Source organism: Bradyrhizobium sp. CCBAU 25360 (assembly GCF_028128695.1).
GTDB classification, from domain to species: Bacteria; Pseudomonadota; Alphaproteobacteria; order Rhizobiales; family Xanthobacteraceae; genus Bradyrhizobium; species Bradyrhizobium ottawaense.
In genome coordinates, this window is record NZ_LBJA01000043.1 from 50,843 (window position 1) to 66,706 (window position 15,864).

A 15,864-nucleotide genomic window follows, 5' to 3' on the forward strand; every position below is an offset into this window, starting at 1 on the left:
TTGCATAGTAGCGAACGGGATCGACAGAGGGCAGCTGTTCTTGAGGGTCTTGTTCGTCACCACGGAGATGGACGACTTCGTCCGCGTCGGCGGCCTTGGAGCCGTGTCCGCTGCGCTGCCCCGCGCCCTTCGCTCCTTTACCGATATCCGGATCATGCTGCCCGGCTATCGCGACATCATCGAGCAACTCACCCATATTCAGATCGTTGGCCGCAGCCCGGCCTTTGCAGAGATGCCGGCCTGCTCGCTCGGACGGGCAGCGACCAAGGACGGCCTGCCGGTCTACGTGCTGTTGTGCTCGCAACTTTACGACCGGCCCGGTAACCCCTATGGCGACGAGTCCGGGCGCGACTGGCCCGACAATGACATCCGCTTCGCGCGCTTTGCCTCTGCCGCCGCTGAGCTGGCCATGGGCAAGCTGGACAAGAATTGGGCAGCTGACCTGATCCATGCCAATGACTGGCAGGCCTCGCTCGTGCCGGCCTATCTCGCCTGGCGCGGCTCCAAGCTACCGTCGATCCTGACCATTCACAATCTTGCCTATCAGGGCCTCTTTCCGAAGGACTCGCTGCGGCGGATCGGCGCACCGGAGAGCTCTTTCCACATCGACGGTGTCGAGTTCTACGACCAGCTGTCCTTCCTCAAGGCGGGCCTCGTCTACGCCTCGCACCTCACCACCGTCAGCGGCACCTATGCGCGCGAGATCACCACGGCCGAATTCGGCTGCGGCCTGGAGGGCCTGCTCCGCCTGCGCTCGGACGCGTCCGAGCTCACCGGCATCCTCAACGGCATCGACGAGAGCTGGGACCCGCGCTCCTGCGCCCAGCTCGCCCAGCAGTTCGGCGCCGGCGACTGGGTCGGCAAGAGGGCCAATGCGGACTACGTCCGCAAGCAGTTTGGCTTAGCGGTCTCGCGCGGCCCGATGTTCGGCATCGTCGCGCGTCTCGTGCACCAGAAGGGCATCGATCTCGTGCTGTCGGCGGCCGACGAGATCGTCGATGCCGGCGGACAGATCGTGGTCACCGGCTCCGGCGAGCCGGCGCTGGAGCAGGCCTTGATCGACGCGCATCGCCGCCGCCCCGACGCGATCGGAGTTGTGATCGGCTTCAACGATGCCCAGGCCCGCCGCATCTTTGCGGGCAGCGATTTCACCCTGATGCCGTCGCGCTTCGAGCCGTGCGGGCTCAGCCAGATGTACGCCCAGCGCTTCGGCTCGCTGCCAATCGGTCACCAGACCGGCGGCCTTGCCGAAACCATCACCGACGGTGAGACCGGCTTCCTCTTCTCGAGGCCCTCGCGCGAGTCCTTCCTTGGCGGCGTCCGCCGCGCCTTCTCGGCCTTCATGGCGCAAGACCAGCTCGACACCATGCGCCGCAGCGCCATGGGACGGTCCTTCTCCTGGAGCATCTCGGCGGGGACCTACAGCGCGCTCTACCGGAAGCTGGCTTCGGTGTGAGGCAGAGGCGTATCTCTGTTCTCCGCCGTTGCGAGCGCAGCGAAGCAATCCGAGAGATCGGGCCTTTACCCCTTTCCGCGCACATCCATTTGCGGCCGCCCGATCCACGCCCTGTTGAGGCAGCGCGTCATCCAGTCGGGCTGCGGCTCGCCCCGCAGCCGCGCCTGCGCTTCCTGGTAGGGCCCGACATAGCGCAGCCGATCCGGCAATGTCGGATAGATGCGCCGGATCCATCGCAGCGCGTTGTCGGCCGATCTGAGCTCCCGCTCGCCGAGCTCGAACCCGAAGCCGGCGCGCAAGCGTTCCGGCAGCAGGCTCGCCGTGAGCGAGCGATACCATCGTGGCGGCCGCAACCACGGACGCGCGCCGCTAAAAATCTGCGCCGCGATCTCGCGCGCCGCCGGGCTCACGGTCAGCGTGTCCGTCTGCACCATCGCCGCGGTGTAGGACGTAAAGCCCGACCAGTCCGCGGGCAGATCATCCGCCGTCAATCCGAACAATGCACCGAACGTCCGACTCTCGCTCCAGTAGCGCTCGCGCTCCTCCACGGAGAATGGCGGCAGAACCAGCTCGTGCGCCATCAGCGCCGTCTCGACCAGCGTCGCATGGACCCAACGCAGCGAGGGGATATCGTTGGCGCAGTAGCGCGAGCCTGCCGCAAAGGGACCGACCGTCTCCGGCATCTCTCCGACGATCATGCTGTGTCGTCGGTGCAGCTGCCGGGAGGACAGCAAGGCACGGTCGAGCGAGCCGAACACCATGGCAAAGACGATGTCGAAGGTGCGATGGAAGCGGCCAATCGGATCGGCCAGGGTTTTCGAATGCTCGGCGATGGCGGCGGCGACCCAGGGATACGCCAGTTGCAGCAACAACGCGCGGCCGGCACCGAGAAAGATGACCGCCTCCCGGTCGATCCGCCAGGTCAGCGTATCAGGACCGAACACGCCCGCTACCGGCCCCGCCGCGTTGGCGCGGACCAGATCGAGCGTTGCCTCCAGATCTTTCTCAGCGACCAATTGCAAGCCTCGCGACGAACACGGGGCAACAATAGCCCAGACCTAGCCCTCGGGAAATCGCCACTGCGCAAGACAATCACGCGTAAAGCCCTCACTCCGCCGCAATCGGCATCTCCTCCATATGCTCGTGCAGCACCACCCCGGCGAGCGGATCGAATTCGCCGATCCAGGGCTTGCGTGCCAGGACCGATCGCGTGTGAGCGTAACCAGCGTGCCAACGCCGTGTGATCCCCGACGGACTGAAGTCGATATCCTTGGTATGGGTCTCGCGCTCAAGCTGCGGCGCCAGCAGCCGTACCACATGCATGCGGGTCGGACAGCCATAGCTCGTCAACTCTCTCACCGCGGGATCGCTGCGCTCGCTCTCCGGAAGCCGTGCCGCGAGCTGGTTGATGACATGGCGCAGGCGATGGGCCTGCTGCTGGCGCGCAATCTGGCTCGAAATGCGGCTGGAATATTGCACGTCCTTGTGCCGGTTCAGCACCTCCGCGATCGTGTTCGGCTCGGGTCCGACGGGATTCCACAAATGCACGGAGAAGATCAGCGAATCCCTGCGCGGATTGTCGTCGAACACCGCTTCCGTCGGCGTGTTCGACAGGATGCCGCCGTCCCAATAGAGCTCGCCGTCGATGCGCACCGCCGGGAAAGCCGGCGGCAGCGCGCCCGACGCCATTATGTGCTTCACCGTCAGTTCACTGTCGCGGCTGTCGAAATAGCGCATTTCACTGGTGCCGACATGAGCCGCACCGACCGTCAGGCGCGGCGCGCAGCGATTGGCGAGATCGAAATCGACGAGCTCGCTCAGCGTCTTCTCCAGCGGCGCGGTCGAATAATAGCCCGCGTTGTCGGCACCGAGCGGATAGGAATCGCCCGCATGCGCCAGTGGATTGGGCCGGAAGAAGCCGCGAATGCCGCCGGTGACCGTCGACCAATAAGCGAGCCTCTCGTTGAAGTCGGGAAAGGCGCCGCCCAGGGTCCAGACCGGGGCCTGCTCCATCCGCTTCCAGAATTCCTTCAGGCGCGCAAGCCGTTGCTCCGGCACGTTGCCGGCAATCAGGCTCGCATTGATGGCGCCGATCGAGGTGCCGATGACCCAGTCCGGCTCGATGCCGGCCTCGTGCAGCGCCTGGTAGACACCCGCCTGATAGGAGCCAAGCGCACCGCCGCCCTGAAGCACCAGCACGACCTGACCCGGGATATCCGCACCTTTGCCCTTCATGCCGTTCATGGTTCGCTCCTGGTGAGCCTGCACCGGCCGAATTTTCGTCGCACGCGGCGGCATTGTTACCCGCGATCATTTTAAGAGATGGCGGGATCTTTTGAAATGCCAGTTGGCTTCCAAGTCCATACGTCCGTGCTATCGCGCGTGGGATGTCATTTCTGGTTCCGATCGGCTAGATTTGAGGTCGATTTCGCTGGGAGCCGATCCATGGAAATGCACCAGGTCCGCTATTTCCTCGCGGTGGCGCAGCTGCTCAATTTCACGCGCGCGGCCGAGGAGTGCAACGTTACACAGCCCTCGCTGACACGCGCGATCAAGCAACTCGAGGCCGAGCTTGGCGGCGACCTGTTCCGCCGCGAGCGGCCGGCGGCGCAATTGACCGAGCTCGGCCAGCGCATGCATCCGCTCCTGAAGCAGTGTTTTGACGCTGCCGCCGGCGCGCGCTCGCTCGCCTCCTCGTTCAAAAGCGGAGAGGTCGGCGCGTTGCGCGTTGCCTTGACGCATTCGATCGACCTAGCGCTGCTCATTCCGCATCTCAACGAGATCAGGCGGCAATTCAACCAGCTCGAATTCCGCTTCCTGCGCGGGACGAGCCGCGAGGTCGGCGAGTTCTTGAAGAAAGGTGAAGCCGAGCTCGGCATCGCCGCCGAGATCGATGAGGCCTGGGAACGGCTCGACGCCTGGCCGCTGTTCACCGAGAGCTTCGAGCTCGTCTTTGGCGACGGACATCGGCTGGCCGGCCGCAGCAGCATCGAACTGGACGATCTGCGCTCGGAGCAACTGTTGAGCCGGACGTTCTGCGAGCATTCGCGCCGCATCTCCGCGAGCCTGCGCGAGCACGGCATCGAGCATGGCCACGAGATTTCGAGCGAGCGCGACCTGATCGAGCTGGTCGAGGCCGACATCGGCGTCGCCATGATGCCGCACACCTCGCCCCTGCCGCAGACACTGACGCGTGCCGCCGTCGCCGGCCTTGACGCCCGCCGCACCGTCAGCCTTTACGGCGTGGCCGGCCGGCAGCGCACGGCGGTCGCCAGCGCCGTGATGCGCATGCTGCGCGGCGCCGACTGGCGCGAGATCGCGGGGTAGCGAGAACGGTCTTCGATAAGGGGAGAACCTAGTTCTCCCTGCCCGCGCTCTCCAGCGCGGCGAGCAGATCGTCGATCTCCATGCGTTTGCGGAAATCGGGATCGACGAAGCGGGCCTTCACGATGCCGTCGCGGCCGACCACGAACACGGCCGGGATCGGCAGCATCCAGCCATCATTGCCGTGGAATTTCGCCATGTCCTGATAGGACAACAGGCGCTGGATCTCGGCACCGAGCCAGATCGCGAGATTGAGCGACAGCGCATAGCCGTTGTCGAGATCGGTCAGGACCGGAAACGGCGCGCCGGATTCAGCCTTGAGCTGGCGGGTAAATTCCAGCGTCTCCGGCACGACCGCAACAATCTGCGCACCCATGGCCTCGATGCGATCGAACGCCTGGACCACGGCACGGACATTGAGCCGGCAATAGGGACACCAATGGCCGCGGAAGAACATCACGGCGAGCGGGCCGCGCTGCAGCAGCGAAGGCAGCGTGACGAGACGCCCGGCCTCGTCCGGCAGCATGAACGCCGGCATCGCATCGCCCGGGTGAGGCGCGGTCTCGCCACCGCCGTTCCCGCCCAATCTCGCCACCAGGCGATCAACGGCCTCGCCATAGGCCGGAAAGACCGCACGGCTGGCATCGGCATAGGCGCGGAGCTGTTCGTTCAGCGTGCCGTCCATGTCGCGGCAGCGCTGGAAAGCAAGCCTGAGCTGTTCGGCATCGGCTGGCGAGAGAGATGTCATCTTCTGCTCCGGCATTCCCTTCAGCGAATATTAGTTTCCCGGTTCGGCCGCCCGCAAGGGGCGGCCGCGATGCCAGGCCGGCTCAGTTCACGTAGAAATTGCCGGTCGGATCGAGCCGTCCCGAGGCGGAGTACAGCGATCCGTTGCGCATGAAGAAGACGGTGTTGTCGGGCACCTTCTTGGCGTTCTTCATCATCGCCTCGTGGTTCTTCTCGGCCGGACCCATGGCCATCGCCGACATCTTGCCGGGGCCGCCATAGACATAGGCCATGCCGGCCTTGAAGTCCCAGGCGGCCTCCGAGAAGGCCGAGGTGGCGATGACCGCAAACGCGGCGGTGGTAATCAGGGTCTTGGACAATTTCGGCATGAGTGCTCCTCCGAATTGACGTGAACGCCCGCCAATCGGGCGCCGTGCCATCGGACGCCGGATACGCCGGAAGCGGAAATGCCGTTGCCCAATCGGATCGATAGCCGCCGCGCATCAACATAGCACCGCGCTATCGCATCGAGAGCAAGCCGGCATTTCAGGATCGACGCGATCTCGATGAAGCTCCCGTCATAGCCGCCGACCAGCGGGGTCGCGGCCAACGCAGGAGACCCTTCCATGTCTAGGAGCCACGCCCTGTCGCGTCCGATCTGGCCAGGCCTTGCCATTGCCGGCGCGCTCGCACTCTCGGCGCAGCCGGTCGTTGCCGGCGAGTGCCCGGCCGGTAAGATCAAGCCGAACGCCCAGCAGATGGTCGATCACAAACCCGTCGGCGTTATCGACGTCACGCTCGGGGCGATCGATCTCGGCAAGCAGCCGGCGCATATCGAGGGCCGCGAGCTGCGCTTCCGCAAGCTCACGATCGAGCCCGGCGGCATCGTGCCCTGGCACAGCCATGACGACCGCCCCGCGTTGATCTTCGTGCAGCAGGGCGAAATCGTCGAATACGTCTCCAACTGTGTCGACCCGATCGTGCACAGGGCCGGCGACATCCGCCCGGAGGTGTACGGCACCTCGCATTGGTGGAAGAACCTCGGCAAGGAGACCGTCATTCTCTATGTCGGCGACATCCGCAAGGATCCCAACGATCGCCACATGTAACGAGCGCATTCCAGCCCCAGCGCACCGTTATGGATGAGGCGCCCGCGATCCCCATGCCGGGCGCCAAATCCTCACAGGACAATCACGCCATGACCGATCTTTCCGCACCGATCAACCGGCCGCGATGACGATGGAGGCGCACTCGCCGGGTCTGGCGCTACGCTCGCTCGTGATCGGCCTCACCGCGTTCCTGACCGTTGTCGATCTCTTCGCAACGCAGGCGATCCTGCCCTCGCTGACCCGCCATTACGGCGTCACGCCCGCAGCGATGGGCTTTGCCGTCAACGCCAGCACGTTCGGCATGGCCACAGCCAGCCTCGTGGTTGGCTTTCTCAGCCCGCATATCGACCGCCGGACCGGCATCCTGCTCAGCTTGATGCTGCTCGCACTCCCGACCAGCCTGCTGGCGATCGCGCCAAATCTCGCCGTGTTCACCGTCCTGCGCGTCGCACAGGGCCTGTGCATGGCCTCCGCCTTCGCGCTCACCCTCGCCTATCTCGGCGAGCAATGCAGCGCGATGGACGCCGGCGGCGCCTTTGCCGCCTACATCACCGGCAATGTCGCGAGCAATCTCGTCGGCCGGGTGATCTCGGCCGCCGTTGCAGACGGCCTGGGCCTTGCCTGGAACTTCTATCTGTTCGCAGCTCTCAATCTGGCCGGCGCGGTGCTGGTCTACTTCACGATTCGACGCCTGCAGCCGATGCATGCGATGATGCCGACTGCTTCGCCGCTCAAAGCCACCATCGCGCATTGGCGCAATCCGCGATTGCGTGCGGCCTACGGCATCGGCTTCTGCATCCTGTTCGCCTTCATCGGTACCTTCACCTTCGTCAATTTCGTCCTGGTCCGACCGCCGCTGTCGCTCGGCATGATGGATCTTGGCCTTGTCTATCTGGTGTTCCTGCCCTCGGTCGTCACGACCTTGCTGGCGGGACGGGTCGCCTCACGCATCGGAGCGCGCCCGACGATCTGGGGCTCGCTCGCCGTTGCCGGCATCGGCCTGCCGCTGATGCTGACTGCGCGGCTGCCTGAAGTGCTCACCGGAATGGTGCTCGTCGCGGTCGGAACCTTCTTTGCACAGGCGGCGGCCACCGGCTTCGTCGGGCAGACGGCGACCGAGAACCGTGGGGTCGCCAGCGGCACCTATCTTGCGTGCTATTTCTGTGGAGGGCTCGTCGGCACAGCCGTTCTCGGCCGACTGTTCGATGCCTTCGGCTGGCACGCTTGCGTGACGGGCGTGGGCATAGCCCTTGCGGCCGCTGGCCTGCTCGCGCTGAACTTGAAGCGCTAGCGCTTGACTGGGGCTTCCTGCGGCGGCTCGTCATCGGCGATGGCGCGCCAGGCGGCACCATCGAGATCGTCGTACTGGCCGCTCCGGAGCGACCAGAGAAAGGCGACGAGACCGGCGCCGCCGAGCATCAACGCCAGCGGGACCAAAATGACCAGAATCTCCATTACACGATCTCCCGCGAGGTGCTGCGCGCCCGCAGCGAATTCAGCATGACCAGGATCGAGGATCCGCTCATGGCCGCAGCCGCGATCAGGGGCGTCACGACGCCACTGATCGCAACCGGCACCGCGAGCACATTGTAGCCGATCGCAAGCCAGAGGTTTTGCCGCATCAAATGCAGCGCCTTGCGCGAGGCGTCGATGGCCGCAACCACCGGAGCCAGCGGCCGGCCGAGGAAGACGAGATCGGCGGTGGCCTGGCTCAGATGCGCGGCCGAGATCGGCGACATCGAGACATGGGCTGCCGCGAGCGAAGGCGCGTCGTTCATGCCGTCGCCCACCATCAGCACCTTGGCGCCGCGCTGCTTCAATTCCTCGATCCGTGCGATCTTGTCGGCCGGCGTGACGCCGGCGCGCCATTCGGGGATTTCGAGCGCGTGAGCCGCGGCCTTCACCGCCGGCTCGCGGTCGCCGGAGAGAATCTCGATGCCGATATTGCGCGCCTTCAGCGCCGCGATCACAGCTTGCGCGTCCGGACGCAGGCCCTGGCGGACCGAGAGCACGAACCTCTCGCTGCCCTTGCTGAACGCGACGATGGAGGCTTCGGGATCGACGACGGTGCTGCCAACCAGCGCCTCCGCGCCGCAGAAGGAGGGTCGGCCAAGGCGAAGCTCGACGCCGTCCACGGTCGCACGGACGCCCTGCCCGGCCTCTTCGACCGCACCGACAACAGGCGATTTGGCGGCGGCGGCCTGCGCCACGGCGGCGGCCACCGGATGATGGCTCGACAGCGCGAGCCGGCCGGCGAGCTCGAAGATGTCGGCGGGGATGTTGGCGGCATTCATCACTTCGAGATCGGGCAGCGTCAGCGTGCCCGTCTTGTCGAAGATGACATGGTCGGCTTCGGCCAGCCGCTCGATCGCGTCGCCGGAATTCAGCAGCACGCCGGACTTGAACATTGCGCCGGAGGCGATGGTCTGCACGGTCGGAATGGCAAGCCCCAGCGCGCAGGGACAGGTGATGATCAGCACGGCGACGCCCGTCACGATCGCATCATGCCAGGACGCGCCGGCAATGACCCAACCGAGGATGGTGATGAACGCGGTCGCATGCACCACCGGCGCATACAGCCGCGAGGCGCGGTCGGCGAGGCGCATATAGCGCGAGCGCGCCTGGAGCGCGTTGTCGAGCAGCCGCGTGATCTCGGCGAGCAGCGTCGCCTCGGACGCGGCTGAAACCCGCACCCGCAGCGTGCCGGAGATGTTCATGGAGCCCGCATAGACCGGCGTGCCCTGCTCGGCCGTGACGTAGAGCGTCTCGCCGGTGATCAGGCTCTGGTCGATCTCGGAACGGCCCTCGATCACGGTGCCATCGACCGCGCAACGCTCGCCGGGCCGGAGCAGCACGATGTCGCCGGGATTAATCGCGGCCACCGGCACCTGCGATATCTCGTCGGGACCGATGAACTTGGCCGCCGTCTCCGCCTTCAGCGCGGCGAGATTGCCGGCGACTGCGCGGGTGCGCCGCCGCATGTTCTGGTCGAGGAAGCGGCCGACGAGCAGGAAGGTCAACAGCATGATCGCTGCGTCGAAATAGGCGTGTTCGGCGTGGTGGAAGGTCTCGACCACGGACATGCCGAGCGCCAGGATCACGCCGATCGAGATCGGCACGTCCATGTTGGTCGTCTTCGCCGACAGCGCACGCCAGGCCGAGCGGAAGAACGGCTGGCCGGCATAAGCCGCCGCCGGCAATGCGATCAGCGCCGACAGCCAGTGGAAGAAGTCGCGCTGCTCGGGCAGCATGTCCGAGACGTTGCCCGACCACACCGGGATCGACAGCATCATCACGTTCATCGTGGCGAACGCCGCGACACCGAGGCAGCGCAGCAGGAAGCGCGATTCGGCGACCTCCGCCACCTCCGCGCTCTCGGTCTCGAACGGATAGGCCTTGTAGCCGAGCTCCTCGAGGCGATCGATGAAACGGCCGGGGTCGAGCGTACCCGCCTTCCATTCCAGCGCGACGCGGCGATCGGTGAGGTTGACGCGCGCCAGCGTGACGTCGGGGATGGCGGACAGGCCGCGTTCGATCTTGGCCATGCAGCCGGCGCAGTGAACGCCTTCGACCGCGAGATCGATATGCTGGACGCCCTCGCCCGCGGTCCGGACGTAGTGCGAGAAATCCCGCGTGACGTGCATGTCGAAGTCCTTCAGTTCAGGATCACGCGGTTGCGCGACAGGAACACGCGCGTTCCCCGCGCCTCGCCCTCGATCACCAGGTCCCACTGGCCCGGCGCGACGGACGCGGCATCGCCGCGATAGAGGCCGATGCCGGCTTCGGTGAGCTCGACGGCGAAATCGGCGCGCTTGTCAGTCGGCCGCTCCAGCCGGCCGCCGAATTTCAGTCCGGCGATCGGCTGGCCGCCGGCATCGCGCGCCTCGACCTGAACCACCGCGCCGCCGTCGTTGCGGCGTTCGATATGGGCGTTGACCTTCCATTTGCGCGCGGCCTGGTCCTGCGCCGCCGAAATCTCGCGGTCGTAGGTCAGGCCCGCGGCATAGGGGCTGTCGACCTCGGTGCCGGGCAGCGTCGCGATCGCCAGCTTCATCATCGTGACGTTGACGCCGATCACGAGGCCGAAGAAGGCGACCAGCATCAGGAAGACCTTGGTTCCGGTCAGCGGCTTGGATGACATGACGGTCTCCTGGATTTACGGCGCGACGAAATTGTCGGTGGCGCTCGCGGCGACACCCAGTCCGATATCCATGACGTGGAAGCGGACCGGAATCGACTTCTCCGGATTGTTTTCGGCCGGCGCGGTGACGAGCAACCGCAGCTCGCTGGTGGAGTCGCGCGGGATCACGATGATCGGCCGATCCGGCGTCACCGAATCGACGCCGACGACGTGCATCGTGGGATTGGCTGGCCCCTCCACGTCGATGGCGATGGCGCGGTCGTAGCCGCTCTTGTTCAGCAGCCGCACCGTATAGGCGTTGCGGATCGAGCCGTCGCTGAGCTTGACCGCGACCGGATTGCGGTCATGCAGCACGTTGACGTCGAGCAGGCTGCGGGTCGCGAGCGTATAGACCATGAAGCCGCCGATCGCCGCGATGATCGCGCTGTAGACGATGGTGCGTGCCCGGACGATCCGGTAGATCGGCGCCTTGCCCTCCTGGCGTCGATGGATGTTGATGTCGTTGTCGTAGCCGATCAAGCGCTTCGGCCGGCCGATCTTCGTCATCACGTTGTCGCAGGCGTCGATGCAAAGGCCGCACTGGATGCATTCCATCTGCGGTCCGTTGCGAATGTCGATTCCGGTCGGGCAAACCGCGACGCACTGGTAGCAATCGACGCAATCGCCAACCTGCTCGCCGAGCGCGCGCAGCTCGGCGGCCTTCTTGACCGAGGTACGCTTCTCGCCGCGGTCGTAGCGGTAGGTGACGTTCAGCGCCCATTCGTCGGTGAGCGCGGCCTGGATGCGCGGCCACGGGCACATATAGGTGCAGACCTGCTCGCGCATGTAGCCGGCGAGCAGATAGGTCGAGGCCGTGAGAATGCCGATCCAGATATAGGCGATCATCGGCCCCTGGAAGGTGACGAGCTCCTTCACCAGGGTCGGTGCGTCGTTGAAGTAGAGCACCCAGGCGCCACCGGTCCACCAGGCGATCATGAGCCAGATCGAATGCTTGAGCACGATCTCGGAGATCCGCTCGAGCTTCAGCGGGTCGGACGATTTGTCCTTCTTCATCCGCTCGCGCCGGTCACCTTCGATCAGACGCTCGACGGCATAGAACAGGTCGGTCCACACCGTCTGCGGACAGAGATAGCCGCACCAGATGCGGCCGCCGACCGAGTTCATCAGGAATAGCGCCACCGCGGCCACGATCAACAGGCCGGTGAAGTAGTAGACCTCCTGCGGCCACAGCTCGATGAAGAAGAAGTAGAAGCGGCTGTTGGGAAGATCGATCAGCACCGCCTGGCTGGGGGCGCCGAGGCCGCGGTTCCAGCGCACGAACGGCAGGAAATAATAGACGCCGAGGCAGATCGCCATCAGGCTCCATTTGATCCGGCGGAACGTGCCGGAGACGCTCTGGGGATAGACCTTCTTGTGGGCTGCGTAGAGCGGCCCGTTGTCATCATCCAATGTGAGGTCTTTGGGGTTCACGGTCTTGTTCATCGCCTGGAGCTTCTCGAAAAGGTGCGATTGAACCTAGACCCGACACCGCCGCGTCAGTTGATCCAGCTCAAACGGGGGCACTTTTGTTCACCCCCGTCTGCAGCGAGATCTGCTATTTTCCACCGCCCAGCGAATGAACGTAGACCGCCATTGCCTTGATGGTGGCGGGATCGAGCCGCCCTTCCCAGGCCGGCATGACGCCGGCACGGCCCTGGCTGATGGTCTCGATCAGGGCCGCCTCGTCGGAGCCGTAGAGCCAGATCTTGTCGGTCAGGTTCGGGGCCCCCATCTCCTGGTTGCCCTTGCCGCCGTCGCCGTGGCAGGCGACGCAATTCTCCGCAAAGATCTTCTCGCCCTTGGCGGCATCGAAGCCGTTACGGGTCGAAAGGCCCGCCAGCGACCGCACGTAGTTGGCGACCGTGACGATCTCGTCGGACTTCAGCACACCGTCCTTGCCGAAGGCGAGCATCTGGCCCTCATGGGTCTTGGCATGACCGGAGCGCGCGCCGAACTGGATGGTCTGCATGATCTGGTCGAGCGTGCCGCCCCACAGCCAGTCGTCGTCGTTCAGGTTCGGATAGCCCTTGGCGCCGGCGGCGCCGGAGCCGTGGCAGGGCGCGCAATTGTCGCCGAACACGGTCTTGCCCTTGGCGCGGGCGAGCGCCAGCAAGGCCGGATCCTTCTCGATGTCGGCGAGCGAGGCTGCGCCCAGCGCCGCCATCTTGTCACCGCGGATCTTCTCGAGGTTGGCGAGCTCGACCGCGACGTCGGCGCGCGAGGAGTAGCCGAACATGCCCGTAGTATTGCTTTGGATCAGCGGCCAGGCCGGATAGACGATCCAGTAGCCGATCGACCAGATGATGGTGAGGTAGAACGAGATCACCCACCAGCGCGGCAGCGGTGTGTTGAGCTCCTTGATACCGTCCCACTCGTGTCCGGTCGTGGACTTGCCGGAGACGGAATCGATGTCGCTATGATGATCGGTCATGGTCTCTCACTCCTCCCGCAACGGCAGGTGCGCTGCTTCGTCGAAGACAGCCTTGTTACGGGGCCAAAATGCGTAGGCGATGATCGCGAGAAAGATCGCGACGAACACCGGGGTCCAGATCGTCGTCACGAGCTCGGACGCTAGATTATGGACTGACAGGATAGCTTTCATCGTTCATGCCTTCTCAGCGAAGATTGGCTTTCTCGTTGTAGATCTTGAAGTCGACCAGCGTGCCGAGCATCTGCAGGTACGCAACCAGCGCGTCCATCTCGGTCGGCGTGCCGGCCTTGCCGTCGAAATTGCGCACGACGGCTTTGGCGTAGCGCTTGTTGAAGGCGTCGCCGCCGGAATTGTCCGGGTCGGCCTGGGCCTTCATGTCGGCGCCCGCGTTGGCGATCTGGTCGTCCGTGTACGGCGTGCCGACGGCCTTCAGCGTGCGCATGTGGTCGGCGATCGTGTCCGGGTCGACCTCGGTCTGGCTGAGGAACGGATAGCCCGGCATCACCGACTGCGGCACGATCGCGCGCGGGTTGGTCAGATGGGTGACGTGCCAGTCGTCGGAATACTTTGCGCCAACTCGGGCAAGGTCTGGACCGGTGCGCTTCGAGCCCCACTGGAACGGATGGTCGTACATGCTCTCGGCGGCGAGCGAGAAGTGGCCGTAGCGCTCGACCTCGTCGCGCAGCGGGCGGACCATCTGCGAGTGACAGAGATAGCAGCCCTCGCGAACGTAGACGTTGCGGCCCGCCAGCTCCAGCGGCGTGTAGGGCCTGACCCCGTCGACCTTCTCGATCGTGCTCTTGAGGTAGAACAGCGGGGTGATCTCGACGAGACCGCCGATCGCGATCACCAGCAGGATGCCGACGATCAGGATGATCGAGTTCTTTTCGAAGATTTGGTGGCGTGTCCAGAACGACATGGTGGAGCTCCTCATTCCGCCGGCTGAAGAGCGACGGGCATCTGGACTTCCGCCTCGCCGACGCGAACGGTCATCCAGAGGTTATAGGCCATGATCAACGAGCCGATCAGGAACAGCCCGCCGCCGGCGGCGCGGATGATGTAGAAGGGATGCATCGCCTCGACCGTCTCGATGAAGGAATATTCGAGGAAGCCGAGCGAAGTGTAGGCGCGCCACATCAGACCCTGGAGGATGCCGGACACCCACATCGCCGAGATGTAGAGGACGATACCGAGGGTCGCGACCCAGAAGTGCCAGTTGACGAGCTTCAGGCTGTAGAGCCCCTTGCGATTCCAGGCCCACGGCACCAGGCAGTAGAGCGCGCCGAAGGACACGAAGCCGACCCAGCCGAGCGCGCCGGAGTGCACGTGGCCGATGGTCCAGTCGGTGTAGTGGCTGAGCGAGTTGACCACCTTGATCGACATCATCGGACCTTCGAAGGTCGACATGCCGTAGAAGGCGACGGAGACGACGAGCATGCGCAGCACGGGATCGGTGCGCAGCTTGTCCCAGGCACCCGACAGCGTCATCAGACCGTTGATCATGCCACCCCAGGAGGGCATCCACAGCATGATCGAGAAGGTCATGCCGAGCGTCTGCGTCCAGTCGGGCAGCGCCGTGTAGTGCAGATGGTGGGGACCTGCCCAGATGTAGAGGAAGATCAGTGCCCAGAAGTGGATGATCGACAGCCGGTAGGAATAGATCGGCCGTTCGGCGCGTTTCGGGATGAAGTAGTACATGATGGCGAGGAAGCCGGCGGTCAGGAAGAAGCCGACCGCGTTGTGGCCGTACCACCACTGGAACATGGCGTCCTGGATGCCGCCCCAGGCGACGTAGGACTTCGAGCCGAACACCGAGACGGGAAGCGCCGGGTTGTTGCCGAGATGCAGCACCGCGATCGTCACGATGAAGGCGAGATAGAACCAGTTCGCGACGAAGATGTGCGGTTCCTTGCGCTTGATGACCGTGCCGAGGAAGACGAGCAGATAGGTCACCCAGACGATCGTCAGCCACAAATCGGCATACCATTCCGGCTCGGCATATTCCTTCGACTGGGTGACGCCGAGCAGATAGCCGGTGCCGGCGACGAGAATGAAGAAATTGTAGCCCACCACGACGAACCAGGGCGCGAGGTCGCCGGCGAGGCGCGCGCGGCAGGACTTCTGCACCACGTAGAACGATGTGCCGATCAGCACATTGCCGCCGAAGGCGAAGATCACGGCGGAGGTGTGCAGCGGCCGCAGCCGGCCGAAGCTGGTCCAGGGCAGATCGAAATTCAGCGCGGGCCAGGCCAGCTGAGAGGCGATGATGAGGCCGACGAGGAAGCCCGCGATGCCCCAGAACATCGCCATGAAGGCGGTGAACTTGATCGGCCCCATGTTGTAGTTGGGGCGGCCGTTGATCTCCGCCGGCGGCAGCGTAGCCGGCCGGTCGAGGTAGCGATTGACGATGACGAACACTGCGGCAAGGCTCGCTGCCGCACTGAGCGCGGCATGGAAGGCGAACGGCGCATCCAGCGCCTTGGCCGAGGCGATCACGCAGAGGAAGGCGGTGACTGCGAACACGACAGCCAGGCCGCTTTCACCGATGGACATGGATTTGGAAATGGAGGGCTGGCTCATGCGGATTCTCTCTGAAAGAACACAGCGCCAGAAACCACATTCACCCTCACTCGGAATT

The 15,864-nt window shown here is 64.8% G+C and carries 15 protein-coding genes and 1 pseudogene; 4 read left to right on the forward strand and 12 right to left on the reverse strand.

The genetic code is table 11. From position 1 onward, the window contains the following. The first annotated feature begins 40 nt into the window (after positions 1 to 40). Positions 41 to 1,456: a glycogen synthase GlgA gene (gene glgA / locus XH81_RS27195; RefSeq protein ID WP_038971841.1), complete on the forward strand. Its 1,416-nt coding sequence runs from the start codon at positions 41 to 43 to the stop codon at positions 1,454 to 1,456. Between the two features lie 65 nt (positions 1,457 to 1,521). Here the strand turns inward: glgA and XH81_RS27200 are convergent, their stop codons facing one another. Continuing rightward, complete coding sequence (locus tag XH81_RS27200; RefSeq protein WP_028143076.1) at positions 1,522 to 2,472, reverse strand: oxygenase MpaB family protein; 951 nt, start codon at positions 2,470 to 2,472, stop codon at positions 1,522 to 1,524. 91 nt (positions 2,473 to 2,563) lie between these two features. After that, complete coding sequence (locus XH81_RS27205) at positions 2,564 to 3,700, reverse strand: DUF3734 domain-containing protein (RefSeq protein WP_028143077.1); 1,137 nt, start codon at positions 3,698 to 3,700, stop codon at positions 2,564 to 2,566. Between the two features lie 201 nt (positions 3,701 to 3,901). Between XH81_RS27205 and XH81_RS27210 the strand changes: the two genes are divergently transcribed. Further along, positions 3,902 to 4,783, forward strand: coding sequence for a LysR family transcriptional regulator (locus XH81_RS27210; RefSeq protein WP_028143078.1), 882 nt, complete (start codon positions 3,902 to 3,904; stop codon positions 4,781 to 4,783). Positions 4,784 to 4,811: 28 nt separating this feature from the next. On the opposite strand, the gene XH81_RS27215 is transcribed toward XH81_RS27210, so the two are convergent. Together XH81_RS27215 and XH81_RS27220 are read right to left on the reverse strand one after the other, a co-directional pair. Next, a complete protein-coding gene (locus tag XH81_RS27215; RefSeq protein ID WP_028143079.1) occupies positions 4,812 to 5,528 on the reverse strand; it encodes a peroxiredoxin-like family protein in 717 nt (238 codons plus the stop codon). Between the two features lie 82 nt (positions 5,529 to 5,610). After that, positions 5,611 to 5,895 carry a hypothetical protein gene (locus XH81_RS27220; RefSeq protein ID WP_028143080.1) on the reverse strand — a complete coding sequence of 95 codons (285 nt, stop codon included), beginning with the start codon at positions 5,893 to 5,895 and terminating at the stop codon, positions 5,611 to 5,613. Between the two features lie 237 nt (positions 5,896 to 6,132). Between XH81_RS27220 and XH81_RS27225 the strand changes: the two genes are divergently transcribed. Together XH81_RS27225 and XH81_RS27230 are read left to right on the forward strand one after the other, a co-directional pair. Continuing rightward, positions 6,133 to 6,615, forward strand: a complete 483-nt coding sequence (locus tag XH81_RS27225) for a cupin domain-containing protein (protein ID WP_028143081.1) — start codon at positions 6,133 to 6,135, stop codon at positions 6,613 to 6,615. Between the two features lie 89 nt (positions 6,616 to 6,704). Then, positions 6,705 to 7,906, forward strand: a pseudogene (locus XH81_RS27230) (MFS transporter). On the opposite strand, the gene ccoS reads toward XH81_RS27230, so the two are convergent. From ccoS to ccoN, 8 genes are all read right to left on the reverse strand, one after another. Beyond that, positions 7,903 to 8,070 carry a cbb3-type cytochrome oxidase assembly protein CcoS gene (gene ccoS, locus XH81_RS27235; protein WP_008138466.1) on the reverse strand — a complete coding sequence of 56 codons (168 nt, stop codon included), beginning with the start codon at positions 8,068 to 8,070 and terminating at the stop codon, positions 7,903 to 7,905. The pseudogene XH81_RS27230 and the gene ccoS sit on opposite strands and share 4 nt — an antisense overlap. Further along, complete coding sequence (locus tag XH81_RS27240) at positions 8,070 to 10,259, reverse strand: cation-translocating P-type ATPase (protein WP_028143082.1); 2,190 nt, start codon at positions 10,257 to 10,259, stop codon at positions 8,070 to 8,072. Before XH81_RS27240 ends, ccoS begins: the two co-directional genes overlap by 1 nt. An 11-nt stretch (positions 10,260 to 10,270) precedes the next feature. Further along, positions 10,271 to 10,756 carry a FixH family protein gene (locus XH81_RS27245; protein ID WP_028143083.1) on the reverse strand — a complete coding sequence of 162 codons (486 nt, stop codon included), beginning with the start codon at positions 10,754 to 10,756 and terminating at the stop codon, positions 10,271 to 10,273. A 15-nt stretch (positions 10,757 to 10,771) separates the two neighbouring features. Then, a complete protein-coding gene (gene ccoG / locus XH81_RS27250; RefSeq protein WP_028143084.1) occupies positions 10,772 to 12,238 on the reverse strand; it encodes a cytochrome c oxidase accessory protein CcoG in 1,467 nt (488 codons plus the stop codon). A 112-nt stretch (positions 12,239 to 12,350) separates the two neighbouring features. Beyond that, the gene (ccoP, locus tag XH81_RS27255; protein WP_028143085.1) at positions 12,351 to 13,226 is read right to left on the reverse strand and encodes a cytochrome-c oxidase, cbb3-type subunit III; all 876 of its coding nucleotides are present in this window, start codon (positions 13,224 to 13,226) and stop codon (positions 12,351 to 12,353) included. Between the two features lie 6 nt (positions 13,227 to 13,232). Further along, positions 13,233 to 13,397 carry a cbb3-type cytochrome oxidase subunit 3 gene (locus XH81_RS27260; protein WP_018322742.1) on the reverse strand — a complete coding sequence of 55 codons (165 nt, stop codon included), beginning with the start codon at positions 13,395 to 13,397 and terminating at the stop codon, positions 13,233 to 13,235. 13 nt (positions 13,398 to 13,410) lie between these two features. Then, positions 13,411 to 14,145, reverse strand: coding sequence for a cytochrome-c oxidase, cbb3-type subunit II (ccoO, locus tag XH81_RS27265; protein ID WP_018322741.1), 735 nt, complete (start codon positions 14,143 to 14,145; stop codon positions 13,411 to 13,413). Positions 14,146 to 14,156: 11 nt separating this feature from the next. Then, positions 14,157 to 15,806, reverse strand: a complete 1,650-nt coding sequence (gene ccoN, locus XH81_RS27270) for a cytochrome-c oxidase, cbb3-type subunit I (RefSeq protein ID WP_028143086.1) — start codon at positions 15,804 to 15,806, stop codon at positions 14,157 to 14,159. Positions 15,807 to 15,864 lie beyond the last annotated feature (58 nt).